Annotated in this window: 25 protein-coding genes, 1 tRNA gene and 4 pseudogenes; 18 read left to right on the forward strand and 12 right to left on the reverse strand. The window is 38.7% G+C overall.

Going from position 1 to position 26,378, the window contains the following annotated elements; translation table 11 throughout:
• Nucleotides 1-27 precede the first annotated feature (27 nt).
• From AKK44_RS02695 to recX, 3 genes are all read right to left on the reverse strand, one after another.
• Complete coding sequence (locus tag AKK44_RS02695; protein ID WP_037594260.1) at nucleotides 28-339, reverse strand: DUF960 domain-containing protein; 312 nt, start codon at nucleotides 337-339, stop codon at nucleotides 28-30.
• A gap of 51 nt (nucleotides 340-390) precedes the next feature.
• Nucleotides 391-924, reverse strand: coding sequence for a nucleoside tri-diphosphate phosphatase (gene ntdP / locus AKK44_RS02700; protein WP_037594257.1), 534 nt, complete (start codon nucleotides 922-924; stop codon nucleotides 391-393).
• Nucleotides 925-1,005: 81 nt separating this feature from the next.
• Entirely contained in the window at nucleotides 1,006-1,782 is a 777-nt protein-coding gene (recX, locus tag AKK44_RS02705; RefSeq protein WP_054278412.1) for a recombination regulator RecX, read from the reverse strand.
• Between the two features lie 59 nt (nucleotides 1,783-1,841).
• Here recX and AKK44_RS02710 point away from each other — a divergent pair, with 59 nt between their 5' ends.
• From AKK44_RS02710 to AKK44_RS02720, 3 genes are all read left to right on the forward strand, one after another.
• Nucleotides 1,842-2,804, forward strand: a complete 963-nt coding sequence (locus AKK44_RS02710) for a helix-hairpin-helix domain-containing protein (protein ID WP_152911052.1) — start codon at nucleotides 1,842-1,844, stop codon at nucleotides 2,802-2,804.
• Nucleotides 2,794-4,152, forward strand: coding sequence for a 23S rRNA (uracil(1939)-C(5))-methyltransferase RlmD (gene rlmD / locus AKK44_RS02715; protein WP_054278414.1), 1,359 nt, complete (start codon nucleotides 2,794-2,796; stop codon nucleotides 4,150-4,152). The genes AKK44_RS02710 and rlmD overlap by 11 nt, the downstream gene beginning before the upstream one ends.
• 298 nt (nucleotides 4,153-4,450) lie before the next feature.
• Nucleotides 4,451-4,831, forward strand: a complete 381-nt coding sequence (locus AKK44_RS02720) for a hypothetical protein (protein ID WP_054278415.1) — start codon at nucleotides 4,451-4,453, stop codon at nucleotides 4,829-4,831.
• Between the two features lie 248 nt (nucleotides 4,832-5,079).
• On the opposite strand, the pseudogene AKK44_RS09425 reads toward AKK44_RS02720, so the two are convergent.
• Nucleotides 5,080-5,976, reverse strand: a pseudogene (locus AKK44_RS09425) (IS982 family transposase).
• 208 nt (nucleotides 5,977-6,184) lie between these two features.
• Here AKK44_RS09425 and AKK44_RS02735 point away from each other — a divergent pair.
• The 5 genes and pseudogenes from AKK44_RS02735 (at nucleotide 6,185) to AKK44_RS02750 (ending at nucleotide 8,796) form a co-directional block, all read left to right on the forward strand.
• Entirely contained in the window at nucleotides 6,185-6,535 is a 351-nt protein-coding gene (locus tag AKK44_RS02735; protein WP_054278416.1) for a hypothetical protein, read from the forward strand.
• A pseudogene (locus AKK44_RS08620) lies at nucleotides 6,490-6,723 on the forward strand (ATP-binding cassette domain-containing protein); the annotation flags it as partial. The gene AKK44_RS02735 and the pseudogene AKK44_RS08620, both read left to right, overlap by 46 nt.
• Nucleotides 6,724-7,011: 288 nt before the next feature.
• Nucleotides 7,012-7,905 (forward strand): shikimate dehydrogenase, encoded by an 894-nt coding sequence (locus AKK44_RS02740; RefSeq protein ID WP_054278417.1) that lies wholly within the window; start codon nucleotides 7,012-7,014, stop codon nucleotides 7,903-7,905.
• Between the two features lie 246 nt (nucleotides 7,906-8,151).
• Complete coding sequence (locus tag AKK44_RS02745; protein ID WP_054278418.1) at nucleotides 8,152-8,490, forward strand: cupin domain-containing protein; 339 nt, start codon at nucleotides 8,152-8,154, stop codon at nucleotides 8,488-8,490.
• Entirely contained in the window at nucleotides 8,491-8,796 is a 306-nt protein-coding gene (locus tag AKK44_RS02750) for a cupin domain-containing protein (RefSeq protein ID WP_054278419.1), read from the forward strand.
• Nucleotides 8,797-8,839: 43 nt separating this feature from the next.
• Here AKK44_RS02750 and aroB read toward each other — a convergent pair whose 3' ends face one another.
• Both aroB and AKK44_RS02760 read right to left on the reverse strand, forming a co-directional pair.
• Nucleotides 8,840-9,925, reverse strand: coding sequence for a 3-dehydroquinate synthase (aroB, locus tag AKK44_RS02755; protein ID WP_054278420.1), 1,086 nt, complete (start codon nucleotides 9,923-9,925; stop codon nucleotides 8,840-8,842).
• Between the two features lie 54 nt (nucleotides 9,926-9,979).
• Nucleotides 9,980-10,738, reverse strand: coding sequence for a bifunctional 3-deoxy-7-phosphoheptulonate synthase/chorismate mutase (locus AKK44_RS02760; protein WP_054278421.1), 759 nt, complete (start codon nucleotides 10,736-10,738; stop codon nucleotides 9,980-9,982).
• 287 nt (nucleotides 10,739-11,025) lie between these two features.
• Between AKK44_RS02760 and AKK44_RS02765 the strand changes: the two genes are divergently transcribed.
• The 3 genes and pseudogenes from AKK44_RS02765 to AKK44_RS09435 form a co-directional block, all read left to right on the forward strand.
• Nucleotides 11,026-11,961: a metal ABC transporter solute-binding protein, Zn/Mn family gene (locus AKK44_RS02765; RefSeq protein ID WP_054278422.1), complete on the forward strand. Its 936-nt coding sequence runs from the start codon at nucleotides 11,026-11,028 to the stop codon at nucleotides 11,959-11,961.
• A gap of 8 nt (nucleotides 11,962-11,969) precedes the next feature.
• Nucleotides 11,970-12,767 (forward strand): annotated as a pseudogene (locus tag AKK44_RS09430) (pneumococcal-type histidine triad protein); the annotation flags it as partial.
• Between the two features lie 117 nt (nucleotides 12,768-12,884).
• Nucleotides 12,885-14,039 (forward strand): annotated as a pseudogene (locus AKK44_RS09435) (pneumococcal-type histidine triad protein); the annotation flags it as partial.
• A 178-nt stretch (nucleotides 14,040-14,217) separates the two neighbouring features.
• On the opposite strand, the gene AKK44_RS02775 reads toward AKK44_RS09435, so the two are convergent.
• The 3 genes from AKK44_RS02775 to AKK44_RS02785 form a co-directional block, all read right to left on the reverse strand.
• A tRNA-Thr gene (locus tag AKK44_RS02775) sits at nucleotides 14,218-14,288 on the reverse strand.
• A gap of 90 nt (nucleotides 14,289-14,378) precedes the next feature.
• Nucleotides 14,379-15,749: an MATE family efflux transporter gene (locus AKK44_RS02780; RefSeq protein ID WP_054278424.1), complete on the reverse strand. Its 1,371-nt coding sequence runs from the start codon at nucleotides 15,747-15,749 to the stop codon at nucleotides 14,379-14,381.
• Nucleotides 15,736-16,188 (reverse strand): MarR family winged helix-turn-helix transcriptional regulator, encoded by a 453-nt coding sequence (locus AKK44_RS02785; protein WP_054278425.1) that lies wholly within the window; start codon nucleotides 16,186-16,188, stop codon nucleotides 15,736-15,738. The genes AKK44_RS02780 and AKK44_RS02785 overlap by 14 nt, the downstream gene beginning before the upstream one ends.
• Nucleotides 16,189-16,334: 146 nt before the next feature.
• Here AKK44_RS02785 and AKK44_RS02790 point away from each other — a divergent pair, with 146 nt between their 5' ends.
• The 7 genes from AKK44_RS02790 (at nucleotide 16,335) to AKK44_RS02815 (ending at nucleotide 24,113) form a co-directional block, all read left to right on the forward strand.
• Nucleotides 16,335-16,589, forward strand: coding sequence for a DUF1912 family protein (locus tag AKK44_RS02790; RefSeq protein ID WP_054278426.1), 255 nt, complete (start codon nucleotides 16,335-16,337; stop codon nucleotides 16,587-16,589).
• 61 nt (nucleotides 16,590-16,650) lie between these two features.
• Nucleotides 16,651-17,004 (forward strand): helix-hairpin-helix domain-containing protein, encoded by a 354-nt coding sequence (locus AKK44_RS02795; RefSeq protein ID WP_054278427.1) that lies wholly within the window; start codon nucleotides 16,651-16,653, stop codon nucleotides 17,002-17,004.
• Nucleotides 17,004-17,144, forward strand: coding sequence for a hypothetical protein (locus AKK44_RS09000; RefSeq protein WP_160217413.1), 141 nt, complete (start codon nucleotides 17,004-17,006; stop codon nucleotides 17,142-17,144). Before AKK44_RS02795 ends, AKK44_RS09000 begins: the two co-directional genes overlap by 1 nt.
• Before the next feature lie 126 nt (nucleotides 17,145-17,270).
• Entirely contained in the window at nucleotides 17,271-17,855 is a 585-nt protein-coding gene (locus AKK44_RS02800) for a GNAT family N-acetyltransferase (RefSeq protein ID WP_054278428.1), read from the forward strand.
• Nucleotides 17,852-18,415 carry a nucleoside/nucleotide kinase family protein gene (locus AKK44_RS02805; protein ID WP_054278429.1) on the forward strand — a complete coding sequence of 188 codons (564 nt, stop codon included), beginning with the start codon at nucleotides 17,852-17,854 and terminating at the stop codon, nucleotides 18,413-18,415. The genes AKK44_RS02800 and AKK44_RS02805 overlap by 4 nt, the downstream gene beginning before the upstream one ends.
• A 1-nt stretch (nucleotide 18,416) precedes the next feature.
• Nucleotides 18,417-21,062 carry a valine--tRNA ligase gene (locus AKK44_RS02810; protein WP_054278430.1) on the forward strand — a complete coding sequence of 882 codons (2,646 nt, stop codon included), beginning with the start codon at nucleotides 18,417-18,419 and terminating at the stop codon, nucleotides 21,060-21,062.
• Between the two features lie 183 nt (nucleotides 21,063-21,245).
• On the forward strand, nucleotides 21,246-24,113 hold the full coding sequence (locus AKK44_RS02815; protein WP_054278431.1) for a DUF3427 domain-containing protein: 2,868 nt from the start codon (nucleotides 21,246-21,248) through the stop codon (nucleotides 24,111-24,113).
• Nucleotides 24,114-24,138: 25 nt separating this feature from the next.
• Here AKK44_RS02815 and AKK44_RS02820 read toward each other — a convergent pair whose 3' ends face one another.
• The 3 genes from AKK44_RS02820 to AKK44_RS02830 are packed head-to-tail and all read right to left on the reverse strand — an operon-like array spanning nucleotide 24,139 to nucleotide 26,308.
• Nucleotides 24,139-24,531 (reverse strand): (deoxy)nucleoside triphosphate pyrophosphohydrolase, encoded by a 393-nt coding sequence (locus tag AKK44_RS02820; RefSeq protein ID WP_054278432.1) that lies wholly within the window; start codon nucleotides 24,529-24,531, stop codon nucleotides 24,139-24,141.
• 59 nt (nucleotides 24,532-24,590) lie between these two features.
• On the reverse strand, nucleotides 24,591-25,406 hold the full coding sequence (locus tag AKK44_RS02825; protein WP_054278433.1) for a TIGR03943 family putative permease subunit: 816 nt from the start codon (nucleotides 25,404-25,406) through the stop codon (nucleotides 24,591-24,593).
• On the reverse strand, nucleotides 25,406-26,308 hold the full coding sequence (locus AKK44_RS02830) for a permease (RefSeq protein WP_054278434.1): 903 nt from the start codon (nucleotides 26,306-26,308) through the stop codon (nucleotides 25,406-25,408). The genes AKK44_RS02825 and AKK44_RS02830 overlap by 1 nt, the downstream gene beginning before the upstream one ends.
• Nucleotides 26,309-26,378 lie beyond the last annotated feature (70 nt).

Raw genomic sequence — 26,378 nt, forward strand, 5'->3', positions numbered from 1 at the left:
GATAAGATGCTTTTTTAGTCCAGAAGTTTAATTAAGTTCATGTGGTAATAAAATGGTTTCAATACCTGAGTTATCAACAATATAAACTGTTTCGGGATAGAAGGGGTCAAATCTAGCTTTATAGTCAAAGACAATACGAGTACCTGCTTTGCGATCAAAGTATTCATAGGACAAGTAATTATTATTTTTAATGATTTTAAAAGTTAGGATGCTATTGAGTGGAAAAACCCCTTTTAAGTAATGATCAATAATCTCCCAGAAGGTATCTATTAATTCTGGTGGGAGACTAGTTGCGATGCCGAAACTAGCGTAACGGCCTTTTGTTTTTTGAAATGCCATAATTTATTCCTTTCTACTAATAAAGCACTCCATTGGAGTGCCAGGCGATTATTAACGATTCTTTAGTTCAAGATAACGTTTGTACCAAATATCAACATATGCTTTAGAAAAAGGACCTTTTTCTTTGTTGATCCAGTCAACTAATATTTTAACATTTTCTTTTAGAATGAAATCAATATCAGCTGAATATTGCATTTCTTGTTTGTGAAGTTCATACTCATCCACATCAAGGAGTCGTTTTTCACCATCTGCAAAAACTTTCACATCTAAATCATAGTCAATGTATTTGAGTGCCTCAGCATCCATCAAATATGGGCTTGCCAGATTGCAATAATAAGAAATACCATTATCTCGAATCATTGCAATAATGTTAAACCAGTATTTTTTATGAAAATAAACAATGGCTGGTTCTCTTGTAACCCACCGTCTCCCATCACTTTCTGTTACAAGTGTGTGATCATTTACTCCAATGAGGGCATTCTCTGTTGTTTTTAGTACCATAGTATCACGCCAAGTTCGGTGTAATCTACCATCATGCTTATAACTTTGAATTGTAATAAAGTCGCCTTCTTTAGGTAATTTCATGCCTTACCAACTTTCTACAATTAAACTTATCTAGTATATTTTATCACATTTGGTAAAATAAATCACTTATTAAAAACAGTCTTATAAAGAATCCCTTAATTTTCTGTTAATTTCATCGCTGCCATAACCTTTGCGATAGAGGGCTTGGTAGAGTTTTTGTTTAAGAGTATAGCCATCGTGGTTACGACTATATTTACGATACTGCTTGTCAAATTCATGGTCAAGCAGGTCATCATTGTCGTCAGTTGCCATTTCAAAGCTCATGGGATTAGTGACACGTTTAGCAAGGTCATAGGAAAACCCTTTGGTGAGTAATCCTTGAGTAATTTTATCTTTTAATGCTTTGGGCGGTAATTTTCCTAGGTATTTGTCATGGATTTTAGCACCAATTTTTTCAGCGAGTTCTGAAAAATCAGCCTGCTCAAGTTGTAAGTCAATATGGTGTTGGGCAATCCCTTTTTGAAGTAATTTTTGTTTGAGAACGAGAGGCCCTTTGTCACCATTTAAATGATTTTGGCGAATATAGGCTTCGACATATTTGCTGTCGTCGATCCACTTGTCCTCAATGAGGTTGTTGATAACATCAGGGATAATGTCAGCATCAATGTCATGTTTAATTAAGTAATCTTTAACCTGTTTTTCGCTGCGTTGCTGAAACGAGATGAAGTAAAGGGCTAAATTTTTACCATGTGAGAACTGAGCAAAAGTTCTGATGTCTTCTAATTCTTGTTCGGATATTGTCTTATCTTTGCTTAGCATAAATTTGACAATGGTATCTTCGGTGACATAAAGTTTGTCGTCGCTATCAAGTTCAATAAGGTAAAGTCGCTTTTTCTTTTCGATTTTTTTAATTTTCATACTAATCATTATAACAAAAATGGTAGAATAGAAGAAAGAATTACTGAAAAGGGGCACAAATGATGGATGGCAAGGACGAGCGAGATAAAGTTGTTAGTTTGGACGGTTATCGTCAAGAACATTGGGATGATTTTTTAGATGATGACGATATGGATGTTGCTGCGGATATTGAGCAGCTGCTAGAAAGCATAGGAGGCTCTAATCAGTTTTTATTTGAGCAAGCCTTAAGCCATAAAACTTTTGAAATGATTAAGGATTTGGAAGAGATTGAAAAGCAAGGGCGTAAAGCTTGGATGGCTTCTCAGCCAAAAGGTTGGTCTAATCCCCAAGAAAGACCATACTTATCTCAAAAAATGGATTTAGCCTTACTATATAAACAAAGTGGTTTGTACCGTAAGGCTTTGGAGCATCTGTCAGAAATCTATCATTATGATGTCAATGATCATTTAGGAACCAGGTATGAGATTTCAGCTCTTTATGTTATGATGTCAGATTTTGAGGAAGCACAGCTTTTTTATGCCAGTAAAGCTTCCTATCAAGAGGATTTTTTAATGGCAGTTCCTGTGATGATTGGAGCAATTTTAGCAGGTCATCAAGCATTTGCTGATAAAATTTTGAAAAAACTGTGTGAAAAGGTCCCTGAGTTTAGAGATGTTATGGCACAAGATGCGTTTCCTTTTGAGCTGGTTTTGAAGTCGGCAAACTGTGAAGTGTACGAGTATAATAGTATGGATAGTGTATTGATTGGCTTCTTTAATATGATTCCTCTACTAATGACAGCCCACTATTATATCCAACATTACTTTAATGGTTTTTTAGAGGCAGTTGAAAGGAATATTTTGTTAGAAGAGACAGATCTTGCGCCAACCAAGGTGACCTTGTTAAATGCTAAGGGCATTTACACGTTAGCAGATTTATCCACATGGACATCAGAGGAGATTCTTGCCATTTCTGGCATTGGGCAAAAAACACTTGAACTATTTAAAGAACTAGGAGTAGTATTTAAAAATAATGACTGTTAAAGTAAAACAAAACATTCCGCTAAAAATCAAAAGAATGGGTATTAATGGTGAAGGTATCGGGTTTTATCAAAAAACCTTGGTATTTGTTCCAGGAGCTTTAAAGGGAGAGGATGTCTTTTGTCAGGTAACTGCTGTTAAGCGTAACTTTGTGGAGGCAAAACTGATTAAAATAAATAAGCCATCTAAGAATCGCGTCACTCCAGCTTGTCCTATTTATGAAGCATGCGGTGGTTGCCAAATCATGCACTTAGCCTATCCTAAGCAACTCTACTTCAAGGATGATATTATTAAACAGGCATTGAAAAAATTCAAGCCTGCTGGGTATGAAGAGTTTGACATTCGACACACCTTAGGCATGAAGAGTCCACAGCATTATCGGGCTAAGCTTCAGTTTCAAACCAGGTCATTTGGAGGGGGTGTCCAGTCTGGCTTATTTGCTGAGGGAAGCCACCGATTGGTTGCTATTGATGATTGTTTAGTTCAAGATAGGGACACTCAAAAAGTGATTAATACGATTACGAACCTCTTGGACAAGCATAAAATACCTATTTATAATGAGCGTAAAATTGATGGTGTTAGAACAGTCATGGTGCGTAAAGCCCAAGCTAGTAGTCAAGTGCAAATCATTTTTATCAGTAGTAAGTCAGTAAGGTTAACAAAGCTTGTTTTAGAATTAACTGAAACGTTCCCACAGATCAAGACAGTAGCCCTTAATATTAATACTTCTAAAAGTAGTGATATATATGGTACGCAAACAGAGATTATCTGGGGAGAAGACACTATCCAAGAAGAAGTGCTTGATTATGGCTTTGCCCTATCTCCAAGAGCATTTTACCAGTTGAATCCTAAGCAGACGGAAGTTTTGTATCAAGAGGTGGTCAAGGCACTTGAAGTCACCTCTGATGATCACATCATTGATGCTTATTGTGGTGTTGGTTCAATTGGCTTTGCCTTTGCAGGAAAGGTGAAGTCGGTTCGTGGCATGGATATTATACCAGAAGCCATTGCAGATGCTCAAAAAAATGCCTCTCAGATGGGGTTTAGCAATACTTATTACGAAGTTGGTAAGGCAGAAGACATTATTCCTAAATGGTATGGACAAGGCTACCGAGCGGATGCTATGATTGTAGACCCACCTCGTACAGGGCTAGATGATAAACTACTAGCTATGATTTTGAAATATCAGCCACCCAAAATGGTTTATGTTTCTTGTAATACCTCGACTTTGGCACGTGATTTGGCCTCCTTGGTAAAAGTTTATGATGTGTCCTATATTCAGTCGGTTGACATGTTTCCTCATACCGCAAGGACCGAGGCTGTAGTGAAACTACAACGAAAGAAAGACTAATAATCCTTTCTTTTAAGAACTTTTTCAAGCATTTTGTCTTTAGAGTTAAAGGATAATAAAAAACTAGTTTTGAGACAGGTCATCTGCAAAAAAAATTATGGTATTAAAGTAGAAAATATAGATTATGAGGATAGATAAATTTCCTCAACATTTACAGTTGGTTAAAGCGCAAACATTTGGTCCACTCATTGTAAAAAGTTGTGGAACGACTATCCATGATGATACTATTACAACAGATTTTGAGTTTTATTCTAAGCCAATCTATAAATTGCAATAAGACTGAGAAAGGAGAATTCTTATGGAATTAGTATTACCAAATAATTATGTAGCTCTTGAACAGGAGGAAATGGTGTATACTGACGGTGGTGGCGTTGGTCGTAACTGTTGGAACAGCAGAGGGACTCTTGCTAAAGTCTTTGATGTCGGGTTTGCTATCTATACAGGAGGAGCTACGATTTTCTCAGTAGCTGCAATTAGAAAAGTGATTAAAGCTAATAAAGATGCAATGACAAGAACGTTACGTGGTATGATTATTAAACTTGTGGGAAGCGCTGCTAGCCATTTAGCAAGTGGGGATTTAGATATTGCATTAACTGTTTCTGGTTTCTCGCTAGGTGAAGCAGTTGCGTATAGCGCTGAATGGGCAGACGGTAGGGGGAATGGCTATGTATTTGCGTAAAAACATGAAGCATTTTTTTGCAGGAATCGGAGAAATAAGTTTTTTTAGTTTTGTACTATATTCGTGTATGGGATTAGCGCCACTTCTGCATATTTATATTATTAAGACTGAACTAAATTTTGGAAGATTGTTAATTACTATCCTTAGTACTTCTTGGGTGCTTATTTTAATACTTTCTCGTCTTTATAGAAAGTTTTTCTATAAAGATAGTGAATAATTTATACTAATCTACTCGTTGTGCTAGCTAATTAAACATACGAATGGGAATATTTCAAACTCACGCCAAACTCATTATAGTTGCTTTCAAGCATAAGAGAATAATTAAGTAATATCGCCTCTGTCCTAAATTTGAGTGCCCGCAGATTGCGGCAACGTAAACACTCGATTCCAAACAACTCTAAACTCGAAAATACGGTCTCTATAGGCTTCCACAAACGGCTGATTCTGTAATTATCAAACCACGAGTAATCAATCATGTTTTTCCTTAGTTGAGATATCAACTTAATGCCATATTGAGATAAATGCGATTTCACTTGCTTATCTCCATAAATCACAGAGAGAGGACTATTCTAAAGTCATTCAAAAGCAACCGTGCCATCTGAAACAGAAGCTGGAGTTACTACATAATCTATAAGAAATCCACTATCGCTCACAAGTACCGAAAACTTAAGCCCGTAGTAGTGAATCTTCTTAGTAGCGTTATAGCCAATATCAACCACTTCTGATAACAATGATGCTCTCAGGTTGCGAATGGGATGGCACAAAGGACAAGGAAAACTGTCAATCAAGCCGAAAGAGCAAGTTTGACACAGGTCCAAGATCATAAAATAGCGCATACGTTGAAGGCTTTGAGCAAGGTTTTGGCAGATACGGCAAAATTGAGAGCGCTCCGGGAAATTGTCAGGGAAGAGATTGTGGCGAATAGAACGGTAAATAGCACTCGCAGTTCGACACCCTTCTTGAATTGCCCAGAGATAGCTAGCAATAAAAACCGCATCAGGCTGCTTTTGTAAGTGTATATTTCGTCTATTTCTAACTTCAGTTGGGACAAAACGATGATATAAAGTGATGACTCTGCTAAAGATTTTTGAAAAAATGACTTGTGTTTGTTTGGGGGTTGCGGGATAATAAACTTGGCTTTGCATATCATTCCCTCATTTCGTGGTTGTTTTGAGTTTATGATACGCAAAGTTTTTTGTTTGGCGAGAATTAACTAGCACAACGAGTACTAATCTATAAATTTTTATTATCAAAAATTTGTTAGGTGATATTATCCTAACCAATAGATTTATTCAGTGATGTAGGGTAAAATCATTAAAAGTTTGGTTGTTATTTCATTTAGGTGGTGTTTTTATGAAATTATTCTCTTATTTAGGAAAAATTCGCTACTATATACTTGTTGCATTTATTTTAGGTGGATTTTCTAGTATTCTGCAATCCGTAGTTGTAGGGAGAGTTACTGTAATTGATACGGTATCAGATTTAGGTTCTCTTTGGCAACTGTTTATTGTGGGATTGTTGACCTATGTGATATTTTATGGATTAGAATTTGGTGCGAATGTGGTATATGAGATAGCTTGTAAAAGCATCATGCTAGCCTTACGCGATAAGCTGACGAAGACTCTTCTTTTATCAGGTGAAGCCATCAATGAAACGGAATCAATAACGGCGAAAATATTTCTGGCGGTCAGAAAGTACGCATAGAAATTGCCAGAAGCCTTATTCGCAAAAAAGATGTGTTTTTAGCTGATGAAATTACTGCGCCACTTGATGCAGAAAACGCTAAAAAGATTCGACAGTTGATTTTTGACTTACCCGTTACTATTATTGAAATTGCTCATCATATTGATACAGAGTTTACACATCAGGGGATATTGGAATTGTCACGCTAGTTTAAAATATCGCATATGTTTTTTACTTTATTATATAGAGAATATTGGCATTTTGAGAGCATAGGCTCTCTTTTTTTGTCTCGTTGATTTTTTCTTTGCTAATCAAAATAAATAAATTGTCAATGCTTTGTTAAAGGCTTGAATCAGGTACTTTTGAGTTAAGGTTGACTTGTTTGGGGATACATTTCATGGTATCATAATAGAAAAAGCTGCCCTTATTCTACGATGCGCGTGGTAATCATTGCTTTGAAGATAATGAGAGGGGTGTTGAGAGAGGAAGGAATAGCGATGTCAGAACGTTTATCAGGTCATACTTTATTGGTTTCATTGTTAGCAATGCCAATTAGGCACAGCTTGTCTCCTAAAATGCATAATGAAGCTTACGCAAAGTTGGGACTGGATTATGCTTATCTAGCGTTTGAGGTGGGAACTGAAGCCTTAGCTGATGCTGTACAAGGGATTCGTGCTTTGGGCATTCGAGGATCAAATATTTCAATGCCCAACAAACAAGCTATTATTCCTTATTTAGACGCCTTATCCCCGGCTGCAGAGCTTGTTGGTGCTGTTAATACGGTCGTTAATCAAGATGGCAGTGGCTTTTTAGTTGGGCACATGACTGATGGGACAGGGGCTGTTGCATCGCTCGCTGCAGAAGGCATTACGGTAGCTAATCGTATCATCACCCTAACAGGTGCTGGAGGAGCTGGGACAGCAATTGCGATTCAGCTTGCTCTGGATGGTGCCAAGGAGATTCGTATTTTCAATTCCAAAGATGAATTTTACGCTAATGCAGAGCAAACGGCAGCAAAGATAAACACTCGGACCTTAGCTATAGCTAGTGTGCATGATTTAGCAGACGAAGACGCCTTTAAAACCTCTATTTTAGAGTCAAGCATTTATATCGATGCAACTGGAATTGGCATGAAACCTTTTGAAGATCAAAGTTTGATTAACGACTCTGAAGTCATCCATCCAGACCTGGTGGTTTTTGATGTGGTCTATGCACCAGCTGAAACCAAGCTCTTACGCTTTGCTCGAAAACATGGGGCTAAAAAGGTTATCAATGGATTAGGTATGGTGCTTTATCAAGGAGCAGAGGCCTTTAAGTTAATAACTGGAGAGGATATGCCAGTCGACCATATTCGCAAGCTTTTATTTGAAGACGATTCACTAAAATCGTGACCGATAAAAACTGTTTTTACTTTCAAATGACGGTGCTTAGTTGTTGAAGAGAGGCATGACAGTAGGCAGAGTGACTAAAAAGAAGTCAGACACCACTTTTTTGTCAGGACTAAGTAAGAAACGCCAACTGCCATGTGCTAGAAATAGCATGCAATAAAGGGATAACCACGATAGATTTGGTACAAAGGTTTCAGTGTAGCCATCTGTCAGTGTAAAATAAAGATATAAAAATTAGGGAGAATTCTTATGACATATATTGATAAACTTACCCCTAGTAAGGTTGTAGACCTTAAATCAGAGGTTCCAGTTGAAGAAGACCAAATGTTGAGCAAGACTCTTGTCCAACGAAACGATTTAGGAATAACAGTTTTTTCCTTGGATAAAGGTCAAGAAATAGGACGTCACGCGTCACCGGGAGATGCGATGGTTAATATCCTCAGTGGTGTTGCTGAGATTACTATCGGAGACGATTGTTATCAAGTCGGTGCAGGAGAGACGATTGTTATGCCAGCAGATATCCCACACAGTTTGTTCGCTAAAGAAGCTTTTCAGATGTTGCTAATTGTTGTCAAACCGGAGGCATAAATGATAGAAAACCTACTCGATTTGATCCGTTATCATGACCAACAAATAGCCAGCCGTTCATTGAGTGGCAAACTTGGTCTTGACCAATCAGTGACTTTGTACGCTATGGACCAAGGTGAAACCATTAGTAATGAATCAAGCCCCAAGGCAAAGCTGATTCTTGTCTTAGAGGGGCAGTTAGGCATCACACAGGAAGCTCAAGACACACAGCTTTCAGCAGGTGGTGTCATTAGTCTGATGCCAGAACAAGTCCATCATTTAACAGCAATCACTCAGTGCAAATACTTGCAAATCATCCTAGATTAGAGATAAACAAATAAAAAAAGGTTAAGAAAGCTTCATAGCTTTCTTAACCTTTTTGGCTTAATAAGTCTTTGAGTGTTTGAGAAAAGGTGCGGTCACTTTTTAAAACGGGAAATGTGGTAAAGGAGTTTTGGTTCGGAAGGATAAAGATGATGTGCTCTCCCTTATTTTTTTTGTCTGTTTTTAAAATCTCAAAGAGTTCTTCTGCTTGTTTGGAACTAGTTGTCAACTGGGTAGGCAGTTGATAGGCCTGTAAGAGTGTTTTTAAGGCATGATAATCCTCGAGTGGGAGAAACTCTTGTTTGAGGGCTAGTTTTGCATCAAAAAGCATTCCAATAGCAATCGCTTCACCATGAAGGTAGGTCTCGTGATCGTTCAAGGCTTCGATGGCATGTCCTAGAGTATGACCAAAGTTTAGGGATAAGCGTTGATGCCCTTCAAATTCATCCTGTTCAACAATGTTTTTTTTATTTGCAATCGCTTGGTAAATGATGTCCTGAAGCATGCGAGTAGAAGGATGGTTATGATACGTCGTTAATGCCCCAAATAATTGGCGATCGTGGATAAAGGCAATTTTGATGATTTCGCTCATGCCACAAGCAAATTCTCGTTGGGGCAGGGTTTTTAGAAAGTCTGTTGAAACAATAATCGCTTCAGGAGGATAGATGCTGCCAATCATATTGGTAAACCCCTTGAAGTGAACCCCAACCTTACCACCGATACTACTATCTACCTGACTTAATAAGGTCGTTGGAATTTGGATATAGGGGATTCCTCTATAAAAAGTAGCTGCTACGAACCCGCCCAAGTCCCCAATAACACCTCCTCCGATTGTGATAATAAGGTCATTTTTGGTGATGTTTTCTGCTAGCAGCAACTCATAAATCGCACTAGCTTCTTCTAGTGATTTGGAGTGACCTCCAGGAGCACAAACATGCACGTAGCCTTGAAAGTGTGTTTTGAGACGCTCAAATAGCGGTTGATACAAGTGGTAGACGTTACCATCTGTGATGATAAAAGGCTTAGCTCCATTTCGACGGGCTACTAGGGTACTTATTGTTTCAAAAATAGCATCTGTAAAGAGGATGTTATAATCTTTAACACGTGAATGAATCTGTAATGTTTTGGTCATGGTATGTTACCTCATTAAAAACAAGTCTGACGAGTAAGGATAGTTCCAGATGATTTAACCCTCATGACGCCACAATTCTTGACCTAATACGGCTAACTGCTGGTAGTCGATTTGTTGTGCTGCATCTGATAAAGCCAAATCTGGTGTCGGATGCACCTCCATCATAATGCCGTTTGCACCGACTGCCTTGGCTACCTTAGCCGCAGGCAGTAGCAGGTCACGCCTACCTGTTGAATGAGACACATCTACAATAATCGGCAAATCTACTTTTTGCTGGATAATGGGAACAGCCATGATATCCAACATATTTCTGGTTTCAACATCGTAGCCTCGAATTCCTCTTTCGCATAAAATAATGTTACGCTTGCCTTTTTCTTGGAGGTAGGATAGGGCTCCTAGGTATTCTTCGATAGTAGCCATGAGACCTCTCTTAAATAAGATAGGCTTTTCAACAGAGGCTAAGGTTTTTAGCAGTTCAAAATTTTGCATGTTTCTAGCTCCTACTTGGATGAGATCCAAGTAGTCATAAGCTTCGTCGAGTTGCTTTTCAGACATGATTTCACTGACTGATGTCAGTTGAAACTCTTGGCAAACGTCATGAAGGTATTTGATGCCCGTAAGTCCCAATCCTTGAAATGAAGATGAGGAAGTTCTAGGCTTATAAGCTCCTCCTCTGAAGTACTTGTAGCCGAGCTCTTTAGCACTAGCGGCAGCCGTTCTAATTTGCTCATAAGATTCTATGGAACAAGGGCCGACAATAAAGTTACTTTTTTGACAGCCTTTGTTGACGAAATCCGTCATAATGTCAGTCATGTGGTATTTTCCTTCTATAAATAAATAGTATTTTTCGGGGATTTATATGGTGATAAGGCAAAAAGGCAAGTCTGAGGATGCCCGTTGCGTTAATGTTATCATGGATAGACAATCTGAGAAATCATATCATAAACACAGCCAAATTTCAAGTTAATAGTGTCTATTGTGATTGCTTGGCACTTTTTTTACAATATTTTCTTGACAGATAAAAAGAAGAGTGATAACATTTACTTAACCAGTTAAGTAAATTAACCACATCGACAATATGATTAAGGAGTCAACAGATTATGAAAAAGTGGTTTTCCTACCTATCAGTAACCATGATGTTAATTGTATTTGCCGTTGGTTTGACGGGTTGTCAAAAATCAGCGGTGCAAAAAGATAAGGGATTAAGAATTGTCACGAGTTTTTATCCCATATACGCCATGACAAAGGCGGTTTCTGGAGAATTAAATGATGTCAAGATGATTCAATCTGGTAATGGCATCCATTCTTTTGAGCCGTCGCCTAACGATGTTGCGGCTATCTATGATGCGGATGTCTTTATCTTTCATTCGCACATCTTAGAAGCCTGGGCAGGCGATATTAAAGAGAACCTTAAACACTCCAAGGAAAAAGTGTTGGAGGCATCTGAAGGAATGACTCTTGATAAGGTCAAAGGGCTAGAGGAGATGGAGGCAGGTGAGGGCATTGATCCTGCGACGCTATATGACCCGCACACTTGGACAGATCCCCAGTTGGCAGCAAAAGAAGTCGAACACATCAAAGATTTTTTAGTGGCGGCTGACCCTAGCCATAAAAAGAGCTACGAAAAAAATGCCGAGCTCTTCCAGAAAAAAGCTCAAAAGATTACCGATGACTACATCAAACGATTTGCGAGTGTTAAGCAAAAGACTTTTGTCACCCAGCACACCGCATTTTCTTACTTGGCTAAACGTTTTGGACTGACACAACTGGGTATCGCAGGAATCTCTCCAGAACAAGAGCCTCAGCCACGTCAATTAATCGAAATCAGAGAGTTTATCAAAGACCACCAGGTGGATACGATTTTTGTCGAAAGTAATGCTTCGCAAAAAATGGCTAAAACAGTAGCAAAATCCACTGGAGCAAAGTTGAAAATTCTCAGCCCGCTCGAAGCAGATCCTGCAAATAATCACACTTATTTAGAAAATATTGAAATGAATTTAAACACACTCTATAACGAATTGCGAAACGAAAAATAGGAGGATATATGAAAAAGAAATATTGGATTGGTTCGGTTGCTACTGGTGCGATTTTACTGAGTTTAGGGGCTTACCAACTCGGACATTATCAAGCAACACAGACACCAAATGATAAGGTTGACTACATTGATGGTTCGAAAAAGGCGCAAAAATCTGCCCTAACAAAGTCTAAAACCCAAGAGCAAATCAATGAAGAAGAGGGAATTTCAGCAGAGCAGATTGTTGTCAAGATTACTGATGATGGCTATGTCACCTCTCATGGCGATCACTACCATTACTATAATGGTAAAGTGCCATTTAATTCTCTCATCAGCGAAGAATTGATCATGTCTGATCCCAATTATGTGTTTAGTAAGCAAGATGTCGTTAACGACGTTAAAGATGGCTATATTATCAAAGTCGATGGCAAGTATTACCTTTATTTAAAAGAAGGCAGTAAGCGAGAAAATGTGCGAACTAAAGCACAAATTGCTGAGCAAAAAGAAAAAGGAACAGCACAAGCAGCTCACAAGCATGCCAAAAACCATAATCACACATCACACGTCAGTCACAAAAGTGGAAATCGTTACACAACAGATGATGGGTATGTCTTTAGTCCGACTGATGTGATCGAAGACACTGGTGATGGTTTTATTGTGCCCCATGGGAATCATTTTCATTTTATTCCCAAATCAGATTTATCTGCTAGTGAGTTAGCACAGGCACAAGCTTACTGGAATCAAAAATCAAGTCCTTCTCATCACGTACAGCTACCAAAGGTCCCACAACCAGGAGTCACTAACCTTTCCCAATCAGGATATGTGCCTATAGCACAGCCACACCATAAGCAACCTGAAAACAAGGAAAATCCCAAGACCATTAAAACTTTGTTGGAACAGTTATCTGGCATGCCTTTGGCTAATCGCCATGTTGAGGCTGATGGGCTTGTGTTTGATCCCACCACAATTGTTAAAAGGACTGACTCAGGGGTAATGGTGCCACATGGCAACCACTATCATTACATTCCTTATGCCCAGATGAATGCTTTAGAGCAAGAAATTGCACGCATCATTCCCATAACAAATCCTCTTGGAACAGGTGGAGAGTTGAAGCCTGATGAGTCCGCTCACCATCACGACCATCTCCACCACCACCATGACACAGAACCTCATTCTGATGATGAGTCTGATCACTCAGTGACCCCACTGTCTGAACGTGTGGGTAAACCGAATTCTAAAATTGTTTACTCTGCCCAAGAAGTTGCCGAAGCGAAAAAAGCAGGCCAATATGCGACCTCAGATGGCTATATCTTTGATGCTAAAGATATTATTAAGGATACTGGTGATGGCTTTATTACTCCTCACATGGGGCATGAGCACTGGATTCCAAAGAAAGAATTATCAGCTAAAGAACTTAAAGAAGCCGAGGCGTTTTTAGCTGGTAAGAAACCTGAGCCAGAGCAGCCCTCATCTCACCAAGAGACACATTTGTTGAGTGCTGAGGATTTGGATAAAACTGCTGATGCTAAAGAATTATCAGCTCAAGAGATTTTTGAAACAGTTCAACCACAAAAAATTGTTCCTGTTGACTTAATTAAAGCAAACATGGTTCATACGGTTAGGTACACTAATGGCTATTTGATTATTCCTCATTTAGACCATTATCATAACGTTCCACTTAGTTGGTTTGATAAAAATTGGTCTGCACCAGAAGGTTACACACTATCTGAGTTATTTGCTACCATAAAGTACTATATGAAACACCCATCAGAAGCCCCTAAGGTAGAAGGATGGGGGAATGATGCTCAAGATACTCAACAGCAAAATGGAGAATTAGTGGATAATAATTATGCTACTGATGAAGAGCCAGAAGAAGAATTAGAAGAAGATGAATTCGAAATTCAAATGAAGAGTGAGGGGGAGCGTCATGGTTTAACAGGAGAAGAATATCTCGCAAAATTATCTATAATTGGAGAAAAATATTGGGTTGCATATGATAAGATTTCTTATAACTCCAAAAATAAAGTTTCGGTTATAAGTGATAAGGGAACAAAAGTTGTTAACCTAATAACTTTAGAAGAAGTGGAGCCTAAAGAATAATAGTTAGTAACTGCTGAAACAAAAAATCACCTCCAGAGAAAATTTTTGGAGGTGATTTTTTGTTAAGAGATAATGATTTAGCAATATTATAACGTTTAACCTAAAAAAGAGACTAATTACAAGTCTCTTTTTTTAGGTTTTTTACTATCGTACTGAAACGAAAGTAAGAGATTATCGATGCCACCACCGAGAATCGAACTCGGAACGAAGCATTACCATTGCTTTATTATACCATTTAACTACAGCGGCTACCTTTCTATAATACTATAACTTGCGATTATGCGCAAGCCTTTATGATAAAAATATCTAGAAAAATTTTCGCTGTTTTACATTACCTGTTTAGTACCCATCTGAGCGTAGGTCGTGTGGCATGCGCTTAAACTCTCGTCTGAGAAGAGTGAGTGCTGTGACAAAGGCTATCAAATCAGAGATAGGACCTGCGAACATCACGCCTTCGACACCTAAGAAATAAGGTAATAAAAAAAGAAGAGGTAGTAAGAAAATCACTTGCTTGGTTAGCGACAGAAAGGCTCCGATACTAGCTTTACCAATAGATTGGAAAAAGGTGGTTGAAGCAATCTGAACACCGTTTAAAATCACGAAAAAGAGAAAGACTCTTACGTATTTCATGCCAAATTGGAAATAAAGGTCAGAACCTGTTCCAAAAAGATTCAAGAATGATTTTGTAAAGAGTTCAAAGCTTAAAAAGGCAATGACAGAAATGACAATGGCTGATTTCAAGAGTAATTTCGTTGTGGCTCTGACACGCTCTAAGTCTTTGGCACCATAGTTGTATCCTAGGATGGGCTGAGCGCCTTGGACAAGACCGATAATTACGGCGATAAACAAGGAGTTGATTTTCATCACAATACCCGCAACCGCAATAGCGATGTCACTGCCGTAAATTGATTCAGCTCCATATTTCCTTAGCATGTTATTGGTCACAATTTGAATCACTAGCATGGATGATTGAAAAATAAAAGAGGATGACCCGATAGATAAGATAGATTTGACAATGTCAGTCTGGATGGCAAAATCTGATTTTTTTAACTGCACAGATTTGAAACGCCTGAAATAAAGACCCATATAGATAGCAGATACAATTTGACTGATTAGTGTCGAAACGGCAGCGCCCTTAATGCCCCAGCCGAATTGGAAAATGAAAATAGGCACTAAAATAGTGTTTAAAACAGCTCCCAAGACAATAGCCATCATGGAATATGTCGGACTACCGTCAGCTCTAATCAAGGGGTTAACACTCATGGTAAACAGTAAAAAAGGAATGCCAAATGCGGTGATTGAGGTGTAGTCTTGTGCATAAGCCATGGTGGCATCGGTCGCTCCAAATAAGACTAATAAAGGCTTGATAAAGACAATAATCAATAGACCAATAACTAAGCCGACAGATAGAGATAAGGTAATGGCATTGCCGACAACCTTGCTAGCTCTATCAATCTGTCCTCTCCCGAGAGAAAGGTTAAAGTTTGAGGCACCACCTAGGCCAAAGGTAAGTCCAAAAGCTAAACAAATAATTGTTAAAGGAAAGGCCACACTGGTTGCGGCATTTCCTAGATAGCCAACACTATGGCCGATAAAAATCTGGTCAACAATGTTGTATAAAGAGTTTACTAAATTAGCAATAATAGCAGGCATAGCCATGGCAAATAGCAATTTTGAGATGGGTTCAGTTTGTAATTTATTGGCTTTCATGATTGGTCTCCTTGTCTTTTTGATTGTCTTCAATAAGGGTCATCAACATGTTTTTAAGGGTTTCTTTTTGCGAAGCGGTCAATTGTTTGGTAAAGACGTCTTCGATTTCACGGCTGGTTTTGAGATAGTCACTCGCCTGAAGGGCTGCGCTATCACTCAGAACGATTAGTTTACAGCGTTTATCATTGGGATGGTGCTTGCGTTTGACCATGCCTTTTTTTTCTAAATTCTGCAAAATGCCAGTGACAGTTGGGTTGGACATTCTAAAAAACGTCTCAATATCAATTTGACGGACAGTTTTATCGCTATTTAAGCTCAGGTATTTTAAGATTTTAAATTGACTCGGGGTAAGTTCAAAGTCACTCAAAAGTTGAGTAGCCGTGCGGTCAAAAGCTAAACTAGCCATTTTGATCAGCACACCGATATGTTCTTGTTTCATGTGATCTCCTAGGGAATAAAGATAGCTTCCTATGTTTATTTTAACATAGCTTCCTATCTTTTTCTAGTCTTATTATTTCACTAATAGCGTGATGTGCGAGCCTATGGTATAATGGTAGAGAAAATAGCAGAAAGAGGAAGCTAGACATGTCTTATGAACAAGAGTTTTTAACAGATTTTGAAAATTGGGTAAAGACTCAAATCGAGGTCAATCAAATGGCCATGTCAACCAGTCAAAAGGTTGCCCAAGAAGATGACGATGAAAGGGCCAAAGAAGCCTTTATTCGATACGAAAGCAAACGTGATGCCTACCAATTTTTATTAGGAAAATTTGACAATTACAAATCAGGCAAAGCCTTTCACGATGTGCCTGATGAGTTATTTGGTGCGAGACATTATTAAGTAACAAAGGAGAACACAATGGCCAAAACTAAAAATCGTAAAAAAAGCATTAAAATTAGCAATGAAACGTCAAGGGTTGCTAGCAAAAGCAACAGCAGTTTTTGACACAGCTGTCGAAACGGTCGGGTCTGCCGTTGAAAAAACCATTTCAGCTGGTCAAGAATTTGTTGAAAAAAGTGGCAAAAAAGCTAAAGATAAAGTGGTTGCTGTTAAAAGTCAGTCGTTAGAAGAATTTACAAGCAACCCAGAATTACAAGGCATTCGCTCAGATTTGATTGAAACCTTGTATACAGAAGGATTACATTCCTTAGAAGCTTTCACCCAATGGACAGAAAAAGACCTACTAGCTCTAAAAGGCATTGGTCCTGCAACGGTTAAAAAGCTAAAAGAAAATGGGATTCGTTTCAAGAACTAGTGAGCTGGTCATTGATTAATACGGCTAATTTTGTTAAAATACTATCAATCAGAGGTGTCTTGAGTTTGTCTGTTACAGAAAGCGGTGGCGATGAGAAATCCGCACAGGTGTCAGGAGATGTAGCTGAGGATTACAGTTAAATAAATAAAAGTAGCAGACTTTATAGTTGAGTCTGAAACAGTGGTGGTACCGCGGATTACATGTAAATGAGTTCGTCCCTGTCTCAATTGACAGAGGCGTTTTTTTATTGGCAAAGGAGAAAGCCTATGAAGATTCTAGACCAAGTGGCAAACAACTGCCTGCCAGATGTCGAGACAGAGCGTCTTTTATTGCGTCAGCGACGCTTAACAGATGCCAAAGACATGTTTGAATATGCTAAGCTCCCGCAAGTGAGCTATCCAGCAGCTTTCCCACCTGTAAAAAGCCTAGCAGATCAAATCACTTATGTTAAAGAAATTTATCCTGCTAATTTGGCTAAAGAAAACCTCCCATCTGGCTACGGCATTACCTTAAAAGGAGAAGATAAGGTCATTGGATCTATTGATTTTAACCACCGTCATGCCGATGATGTGTTGGAGATTGGCTATTTACTTCATCCTAATTATTTGGGACAAGGCATTGTCCCAGAAGCGGCTGCAGCCCTTGTCGAAGTTGGCTTTAAGTTTCTCAATTTGCATAAAATTGAATTGGGGTGTTACGGCTATAACAAGCAGAGTCAGGCTGTCGCTAAAAAACTGGGCTTCACCCTAGAAGCTAACTTGCGTGACCGTAGAGATATTCAGGGAAAACGATGTAATGACCTACGGTTTGGTCTATTGAGAAGTGAGTGGGAAGAGCGGAGAGAGCAATGAACCTTGTCCTTATTGGTGCTCAAGCTTCGGGTAAAATGACCATTGGGCAGGAAATTGCAAAGCAGACGGACATGACCTTATTTCATAATCATGACTCTATTGATTTTGTCTTACGATTTATGCCTTGGTCATCAGATAGCAGAGCTCTTATTGAACGTCTTCGATTTGACTTTTTTGAGACCTTTGCTCAGACAAATCGTTCAATGATTTTCACTATTGTGATTGACTTTAACAGCCCAGACGATGTGGCTTTTCTTGATAGGGTCCAAGCTGTTTTTCATTCCCACAACCGAGAGGTTCTTTTTGTAGAGCTAGAAACAGACATCAATGAACGCCTCAAGCGTAATTGTACGGAAAATCGGCTGAAGCACAAACCCTTTAAGCGCAACATTGAATGGTCAGAACAGGATATTCGCTCCACCATGGATTATGCAATATTTAATCCTAAAGAGCCACCTAGAACACTCACTCATTACCATAAAATCAATAACACCAAACTTACTGCCGTAGAAACAGCAGAGCTTATTTTACAAAAAATGAAAGAAATCAAGGAGATTTAAGATGACAGAACTTTCACCAAAATACAATCCAGCCGAGGTTGAGGCTGGGCGCTATCAAAAATGGTTAGATGCAGATGTTTTTAAGCCATCAGGCGATAAAAAGGCTAAGCCTTACTCGATCGTTATTCCACCACCAAACGTGACTGGTAAATTACACCTTGGGCATGCCTGGGACACAACTTTACAAGATATTATCATTCGCCAAAAACGCATGCAAGGCTTTGACACTTTGTGGTTGCCAGGAATGGACCACGCCGGTATTGCCACACAAGCCAAGGTTGAGGAGCGCTTGCGTGAACAACACATCACTCGTTATGATTTAGGGCGTGACAAGTTCCTAGATAAAGTTTGGGAATGGAAAGACGAATACGCATCAACCATCAAAGAACAATGGGGCAAGATGGGGATTTCTGTTGATTATTCTCGTGAGCGTTTTACTCTTGATGACGGGTTATCAAAAGCAGTCCGCAAGGTCTTTGTAGAGCTTTATAAAAAAGGTTGGATTTATCGTGGGGAGTTTATCATTAACTGGGACCCAGCAGCTAGAACGGCCCTTTCTGATATTGAAGTTATCCACAAGGATGTGGACGGTGCCTTTTACCACATGAACTACATGTTAGAAGACGGCTCACGCGCGCTTCAAGTCGCAACAACACGTCCCGAAACCATGTTTGGAGATGTAGCGGTGGCTGTTAACCCAGAAGACCCTCGCTACAAGGACTTAATTGGAAAAAATGTTGTGTTGCCAATTGTGAATAAGTTGATTCCAATTGTTGCAGATGAGCATGCCGACCCAGAATTTGGAACAGGTGTCGTTAAAATCACTCCTGCCCATGACCCTAACGACTTTCTTGTGGGACAACGTCACAATTTGCCTCAGGTCAATGTGATGAATGACGATGGGACAATGAACGATTTAGCTGGTGAATTTGCTGGAATGGATCGTTTTGAAGCCCGCAAGGCAACGGTTGCTAAATTAGAAGAAATTGGTGCCCTTGTCGACATTGAAAAACGAGTGCACTCCGTAGGACACTCCGAGCGATCAGGTGCCGTGGTGGAACCACGCCTATCCACTCAGTGGTTTGTCAAGATGGATGAATTGGCTAAAAATGCGATTGCCAATCAAGCGACAGATAACAAAGTTGATTTTTACCCACCTCGTTTTAACGACACCTTCCTGCAATGGATGGAAAATGTCCACGACTGGGTAATTTCTCGTCAATTATGGTGGGGACACCAGATTCCAGCTTGGTACAACGCTGACGGCGACATCTATGTTGGTGAAGAAGCGCCTGTAGGAGATGGATGGACACAAGACGAAGACGTGCTTGACACTTGGTTTAGCTCTGCTTTATGGCCGTTCTCAACCATGGGTTGGCCAGATGCTGATTCAGAAGATTTCAATCGTTACTTCCCAACCTCAACACTCGTGACAGGTTATGACATTATCTTTTTCTGGGTGTCTCGAATGATTTTTCAATCCCTTGAATTCACAGGGAAACAGCCGTTTGCAAACGTCCTTATCCACGGTCTTATTCGTGATGAGGAAGGTCGCAAAATGTCTAAATCACTTGGGAACGGTATTGATCCAATGGATGTGATTGATAAGTATGGTGCGGACGCACTGCGTTGGTTCTTATCCAATGGTTCAGCACCAGGTCAGGACGTGCGTTTCAGCTATGAGAAAATGGATGCCTCTTGGAACTTTATTAACAAAATCTGGAACATTTCACGCTATATTCTCATGAACAATGAAGGTTTGACCCTTGATGAAGCAACAGCCCATGTGGAAAAAGTTGTGGCTAACCAATCTGGAAATGTCACAGATCGATGGATTTTACACAATCTTAATGAAACCATTGGCAAGGTGACCGAAAACTTTGATAAGTTTGAATTTGGTGTGGCAGGTCACATTCTCTATAACTTTATCTGGGAAGAATTTGCCAACTGGTATGTGGAATTGACCAAAGAGGTGCTTTATAGCGACAATGAGGATGAAAAGGTCATCACTCGCTCAGTGCTTCTTTACACCTTGGATAAGATTTTACGCCTTCTACACCCAATCATGCCATTTGTGACCGAAGAAATCTTTGGCCAACTGTCCACAGGAACAATCGTGACGGCTCAATACCCTGTGATTCAGCCTGCTTTTGAAAATAAAGTTGCACACAAGGGTGTGGAAAGCCTCAAAGAATTGATTCGTTCCGTGCGTAACGCGCGTGCAGAAGTTAACGTTGCACCATCTAAGCCAATCACACTCCTTATCAAGACAAATGATGAACAATTGGAAGCCTTCTTAAATGAAAATACCAACTACATTCGTCGTTTCACCAACCCAGAGCATCTAGAAATTAGCTCTGCTATTTCTGCCCCAGAACTAGCTATGACGAGCATCATCACAGGCGCAGAAATCTTCTTACCACTAGCAGACCTTCTGAATGTCCAAGAAGAATTGGTTCGTCTGGACAAAGAGCTGAACAAGTGGGCTAAAGAGCTGGAAATGGTTGGTAAAAAACTTGGCAACGAACGTTTCGTAGCCAATGCCAAACCAGAAGTCGTCCAAAAAGAAAAAGACAAACAAGCCGACTACCAAGCCAAATACGATGCCACAGTAGCACGTATTGATGAGATGAAGAAGTTGGTGTGATAAGATTAAACTCATGAAATGCATGGTCGAAGGTTAATTATTTATCTATGATAAAAAACGGTATTGAGGATTAAAAACTCAATATCGTTTTTTTTTGTGACTTGTAAATTGTTTTCATTTTATCCTTGTATTCCATCTTATTCCATAGGATAATAGAATTAATTTAAGAATATGGAGATAGATATGACTGGTTCACAATTTCAGAGTCACCTTTTGGACTCACTGCAATTTGGTTTTATTGATAGTGAACGATTTCAGGAGCAAGTGTATTCACCACAAATATTAATTAATGATAGTACCCGAAAACGTTTTGTTTTAACCGATTTACAAGAAGAATTAAGTAAAAGTTTATTTTTTTATTTTTCAGTTGCTTTTGTTACACAGTCTGGCTTGGCTTTGATAAAAAGCCAATTACTCGATTTGGCACTAAAAGGAAATCAGGGGAAAATCCTGATTTCTCCTTACCTTGATTTTAATGATCCTTTGGCAATGAAAGAGTTACTAAAATTAAAAAATGTTCAAATTCGCCTTTCTCCTGTGGATATGCAGTTGCACTCTAAATATTATCTTTTTGAGCAAGGGGAGAAACAAGTTGTTATTGCAGGAAGTTCCAATTTAACTGGCAATGCACTGAAAAAGAATTATGAGTGGAATGTAAAACTCACTTCAACTGAAAACGGTGATTTCATAGAACAAACTAAAAAAGAGTTTGAGAGAATTTGGAACTTATCAATACCTCTCACAGAGGATGTTATCAACCGTTATCAAGCCAATCGCAAACCTATTTTACAAATTGATATTGCAGAAGAAGAGGTAACATTTCATACTAAAGAAATTGTTCCCAACGCTATGCAGAAAAAAGCCCTTGAAGGCTTACAAAGTGTTCGAGATAAAAAAGAAAAACGAGCACTGGTTATTAGTGCTACTGGGACAGGAAAGACCTATTTATCTGCATTGGATGTTAAACAAATGGCTCCCAACAGAGTACTTTTTATCGTACATAGAGAGCAGATTCTATCTAAGGCACTAGAAAGCTTTCAAAGAGTATTACAATTTTCTGATAGTGACGCATGTATCTATAAAACAGGACTTAATATTGACCAAAAAAAATATATTTTTGCAACTATTCAAACCATATCGCGCGATGAGCATCTGAAAAAGTTTGCTAAAGATCACTTTGATTATATTTTAATTGATGAAGTTCATAAAGCTGGTGCAGATACTTATAGAAAGGTTATGGATTATTTTACGCCAAAATTTCTGTTAGGGATGACAGCTACTCCAGAAAGGACGGATGGTCAAAACATTTATGAACTATTTGATTACAATATTGCCTATGAGATTAGGCTACAAGAAGCTTTAGATAATGATTTGCTTTGTCCGTTTATTTATTTTGGGGTAACAGATCTTGAGATTGATGGTCATTTAATTGCAGAAGATACTAGTTTTTCTCAACTGACTTCTGATGAGAGGGTTAAACATATTTTATCTAAGATTAACTACTATGGGCATAGTGGTGAGAACGTTCATGGATTGATCTTTTGCTCTTCTAAAAAAGAGGTACACGAGTTATCACTAAAATTAAATCAAGCAGGTTTACGAACTCAAGCTTTGACAGGTGATGATTCCCATCAAACTAGAGAAAATGCGATAAAAAATTTAGAAAATGGGCATCTAGATTATATATTGACAGTGGATATTTTCAATGAAGGTATCGATATTCCTAGTATTAATCAAGTTGTCATGCTTCGCAATACAGAATCAAGTATTATTTTTGTACAACAATTAGGTCGTGGCCTACGCAAACACCTATCAAAAGAGTACGTGACGATTATTGATTTTATCGGAAATTATAAAAATAATTACCTAATCCCAGTTGCTTTGTTTGGAGACAAATCAATGAACAAAGATAATTATCGTCGAGAAATTAGGGAAGGCAATCTTCTTAATGGATTGACGACTATTAATTTTGAAGAAGTTGCTAAGCATCAAATTTTTGATGCAATCACCAACAACAACCTTGCAAATATAAAGATTCTTAGAGACCATTTTATTGAGTTGAGAAATAAAATTGGACGTATTCCTTATTTATATGACTTTGTTAAAAATGGAAGTATAGAGCCTCAAGTTTTTTTTAATAATGCTAATTTTAAGAATTATGGTGATGTTATCAATAAGTTTTCGGATAAAAAGATTGTGCTCGATGAGACTGCAAATCGATTTCTAAGCTTTATTACCTTTGAATTATTGAATGGAAAGCGTCAACATGATTTGCACTTATTAAAGTTACTTGTTGAAAATGAAGGGAAATATTCTATTCAAAATTGGATTGAGTGGTTAAGCAATCATAATTTGAGTATGGAACAATCTCTCTTAGAATCGGTTGAGCGAGTTCTTGATTTGAGCTTTTTGAAGATGCAAGAAAAGAAAAAATTTGGCGAAGTAGCGTTGGTAAAAAAAGAAGGCGATTATTATATTCTGAATTCTCAGATGGCAATGCTACTAAAGCAAAATCCAGACGTCAAGCATTTATTTTGTGATGTTATAGAGACAGGATTATTAAAATCTAAAGATTATCCAACAATTTTTACGATTGGTCAAAAATACACACGTCGCGATGTGTTAAAACTTTTGAATATCAAAAAAGACGAGCCACCTTTAAATATAAGTGGTTACAAAATTGATAAAGACACGAATACTTGCCCTATTTTTATTACTTACCACAAGAGTGATGAAATCAGTAATAGTATCAAATATGATGACCAACTGATTAATGAGTCAACACTTCGCTACTTTTCAAAAAATAAACGGACGTTGTCATCACCTGATGTTGATATGATGATTCATTCCCATGAGAATGGCTTACGCTTACCACTCTTTATAATTAAAAATACAAAAGAAGGTGGCGAGTTCTACTATTTAGGTGACTTAGAATACCTTGAAGGCAGTGCTAGTGAAGTAGAAAAGAATGAGCAAAAAGTTGTGCAAATGTACTTTAAGTTAAAGTCTCCTATTGACTATTCATTATACAAATACATTACTTCCATATAAAAAAGCTAGAGATTCCAAGGAATCTCTAGCTTTTGCTTAAAATAGTTACAGCAGGAATGTCTACGGGAGCCCAGTTTAATTTGTGAAAATCTTTTGGTTCTAACCAAATTGTATCCGAGTGCTCTAGTGCTGTTAGAGTTTCAGAAAGCAATTCAGCTTCAAAAGTTTTCATCACCACAGTTCCAAAATCATAGTTGTAAGACGCTTCATTGATAAATTTAGTGATCCTAATATCTGCGTTAAACTCTTCGCGAATCTCTCTGATAAGAGCTTCTTCTGGCGATTCTCCGACTTCCAATTTTCCTCCAGGAAATTCCCAGTACCCTCCTAAAGTTTTATTTTGAGGTCTCTGAGCACAAAAATAGTTACCATTTTTGTGGATTGCGGCTGCAACAACAGGAATGATTTTAATTGACATGAAAGCACCTCGTATTGATAAAAGATTATAGTATGAATTATTAAGTCAAAATATATTGTTTAAAACACTCGATAAACATAAGGATTATCAGGTTCTTGGCTTTGTTTGACGTCTTCGATGTGTAGCACGGGTAATTGTTGTTCCAAATGGTGATCGTACTGGGTGTGGAGTTTGCCTTTTACAGTGAGCCAGGTATTATTTTCAAAGGTTTGTTGCTCACCTGTGGTCAGTAAACCGTAGACGCCAGAGTCAGCGATACAGTGGATAATGCCAAAGCGAAAGAGGAACTGGTAGTTATCATGACCAGGCTCATTGTAGACAAAGCCTGTGTATTGAATGTCTCTGTCACTAAAAACATCAGGGTAAAGGTAAATCAGCTCCATCACTTCCATATAGTTTTCAGTAGTAATGATAACTGGTTTTTTCCCTAGGTATTTTTTAAGTTCTTTTTGCATTTCACGTTGATAAGACGATTTGGTGAAATAAAGACTAGTGTCTGGTTTTAGGTATTGGATGGTAGTGCCATCGTCGCTGACCCCCGATTTTGATGCGCCGGCAGCAAGTGGGAACGTGTAGCCTTTAGCAGAGACCGTTGTTGAGTCTAGTGTTGCTGTGGGAACCAATAGACCGACCAAGACAGGAAAGACTAAGATCATTGGACTGGTCAGTTTTGCTAGCCTTCCTGTGAGGTGGCTATGCACGGAGATGTTTTTCATCCAGGTATAGAGTTGCACGAGGGCAAGGATAAAGGATAAAACCATGGAAATATAAGCCAAGTAGGAATATTTGATGTTGATGTATTGATTGAGCTTTCCAGATAATTGCAGGTACATGGTAAGTTCAAAATAACCTGCTAGGATTAAAAAACGAATCATTAGAGCACCCCCAAAAGTAAGCAGTAAGCTGTGATCATGATGACAGAAAAACCAACAAATTGCACGATAAATCGCCCCTTAAAGGCCTTTAACATCATCATTAGGTTTTTAATATCAACCATAGGTCCAATCAGAAGAAAAGCTAAGACTGGAGCCAGTCCAAAACTAGACAGTAACGATGCTCCGATAAAAGCATCCGCCTCACTACAAAGCGATAAAACAAAGGCTAACAGCATCATCACAAGGATAGCAGTCAGTGGGCTATGCCCAAGACCTGTCAGCACTCGGGTAGGGAGATAAATCTGCATGGCAGAGGCAATCAAGGTTCCAAAAACCAGATAGCGACCCGTGTCGAAAAATTCATCAATGGCGTGTACCAGAGCAAGATAGATTTTTTTAGGCCAGCTTTCTTTTGAGTAATCATGGATATGAAAGCTTTGGGCAGAGTCTTTGACGATGTCATCGTCAACAAAAAAGGCCAGCATCACTCCTAAACCAATAGCCACCAAGATAGCTCCCAGAAGGCGCAAGAGTAAAAAACGCAGCGAATTGCCAAAAGCGGAGTAGGTAGCTAATAGGACAATGGGATTGATAATCGGCGCTGTGGTGAGAAAGGGAATAGCAGTATAACTGGGCACCTTTTTCTCTAAAAAGCGGTTGATGATAGGAATAATACCACATTCACATGATGGAAAAATAAAACCGATAAAGGTTCCGAATAAGATACGTGGAAATTTATGTTTAGGAAGGTATTTGTGAACCAAATTCGGAGTAACAAATACCTCAATACAGCCAGATAAAATTGTTCCTAAAAGAACAAAAGGCAATGCTTCAATGATGATGGATAAGAAAATCGCAAACCACTGGAGCACACTGGGTGGGAGGTTTGAAAAAAGAGACATGTCCTCTTGTCCTTTCTAATAAAAAACGAGTGCCCTGTCGAAGCAGGGCAAGGGGTAACCGTCATGATGC

It is taken from the genome of Streptococcus phocae (assembly GCF_001302265.1).
In the GTDB taxonomy this organism is placed as follows: domain Bacteria; phylum Bacillota; class Bacilli; order Lactobacillales; family Streptococcaceae; genus Streptococcus; species Streptococcus phocae.

What these genes read in the sequence shown, in the direction of transcription:
- AKK44_RS02820 (WP_054278432.1), bottom strand. Translation starts at nt 24,531, where the DNA reads ATGTCAATTAAAATCATTCCTGTTGTTGCAGCCGCAATCCACAAAAAT.
- AKK44_RS02760 (WP_054278421.1), bottom strand. Translation starts at nt 10,738, where the DNA reads ATGACTGACATTATGACGGATTTCGTCAACAAAGGCTGTCAAAAAAGT.
- AKK44_RS02785 (WP_054278425.1), bottom strand. Translation starts at nt 16,188, where the DNA reads ATGAAACAAGAACATATCGGTGTGCTGATCAAAATGGCTAGTTTAGCT.
- AKK44_RS02750 (WP_054278419.1), top strand. Translation starts at nt 8,491, where the DNA reads ATGATAGAAAACCTACTCGATTTGATCCGTTATCATGACCAACAAATA.
- AKK44_RS02815 (WP_054278431.1), top strand. Translation starts at nt 21,246, where the DNA reads ATGACTGGTTCACAATTTCAGAGTCACCTTTTGGACTCACTGCAATTT.
- AKK44_RS02810 (WP_054278430.1), top strand. Translation starts at nt 18,417, where the DNA reads ATGACAGAACTTTCACCAAAATACAATCCAGCCGAGGTTGAGGCTGGG.
- aroB (WP_054278420.1), bottom strand. Translation starts at nt 9,925, where the DNA reads ATGACCAAAACATTACAGATTCATTCACGTGTTAAAGATTATAACATC.
- AKK44_RS02795 (WP_054278427.1), top strand. Translation starts at nt 16,651, where the DNA reads ATGAAACGTCAAGGGTTGCTAGCAAAAGCAACAGCAGTTTTTGACACA.
- AKK44_RS02740 (WP_054278417.1), top strand. Translation starts at nt 7,012, where the DNA reads ATGTCAGAACGTTTATCAGGTCATACTTTATTGGTTTCATTGTTAGCA.
- AKK44_RS02825 (WP_054278433.1), bottom strand. Translation starts at nt 25,406, where the DNA reads ATGATTCGTTTTTTAATCCTAGCAGGTTATTTTGAACTTACCATGTAC.
- AKK44_RS02695 (WP_037594260.1), bottom strand. Translation starts at nt 339, where the DNA reads ATGGCATTTCAAAAAACAAAAGGCCGTTACGCTAGTTTCGGCATCGCA.
- AKK44_RS02790 (WP_054278426.1), top strand. Translation starts at nt 16,335, where the DNA reads ATGTCTTATGAACAAGAGTTTTTAACAGATTTTGAAAATTGGGTAAAG.
- AKK44_RS02735 (WP_054278416.1), top strand. Translation starts at nt 6,185, where the DNA reads ATGAAATTATTCTCTTATTTAGGAAAAATTCGCTACTATATACTTGTT.
- AKK44_RS02710 (WP_152911052.1), top strand. Translation starts at nt 1,842, where the DNA reads ATGATGGATGGCAAGGACGAGCGAGATAAAGTTGTTAGTTTGGACGGT.
- AKK44_RS02805 (WP_054278429.1), top strand. Translation starts at nt 17,852, where the DNA reads ATGAACCTTGTCCTTATTGGTGCTCAAGCTTCGGGTAAAATGACCATT.
- AKK44_RS02720 (WP_054278415.1), top strand. Translation starts at nt 4,451, where the DNA reads ATGGAATTAGTATTACCAAATAATTATGTAGCTCTTGAACAGGAGGAA.
- rlmD (WP_054278414.1), top strand. Translation starts at nt 2,794, where the DNA reads ATGACTGTTAAAGTAAAACAAAACATTCCGCTAAAAATCAAAAGAATG.
- recX (WP_054278412.1), bottom strand. Translation starts at nt 1,782, where the DNA reads ATGAAAATTAAAAAAATCGAAAAGAAAAAGCGACTTTACCTTATTGAA.
- AKK44_RS02800 (WP_054278428.1), top strand. Translation starts at nt 17,271, where the DNA reads ATGAAGATTCTAGACCAAGTGGCAAACAACTGCCTGCCAGATGTCGAG.
- AKK44_RS02745 (WP_054278418.1), top strand. Translation starts at nt 8,152, where the DNA reads ATGACATATATTGATAAACTTACCCCTAGTAAGGTTGTAGACCTTAAA.
- AKK44_RS02830 (WP_054278434.1), bottom strand. Translation starts at nt 26,308, where the DNA reads ATGTCTCTTTTTTCAAACCTCCCACCCAGTGTGCTCCAGTGGTTTGCG.
- AKK44_RS02780 (WP_054278424.1), bottom strand. Translation starts at nt 15,749, where the DNA reads ATGAAAGCCAATAAATTACAAACTGAACCCATCTCAAAATTGCTATTT.
- AKK44_RS02765 (WP_054278422.1), top strand. Translation starts at nt 11,026, where the DNA reads ATGAAAAAGTGGTTTTCCTACCTATCAGTAACCATGATGTTAATTGTA.
- ntdP (WP_037594257.1), bottom strand. Translation starts at nt 924, where the DNA reads ATGAAATTACCTAAAGAAGGCGACTTTATTACAATTCAAAGTTATAAG.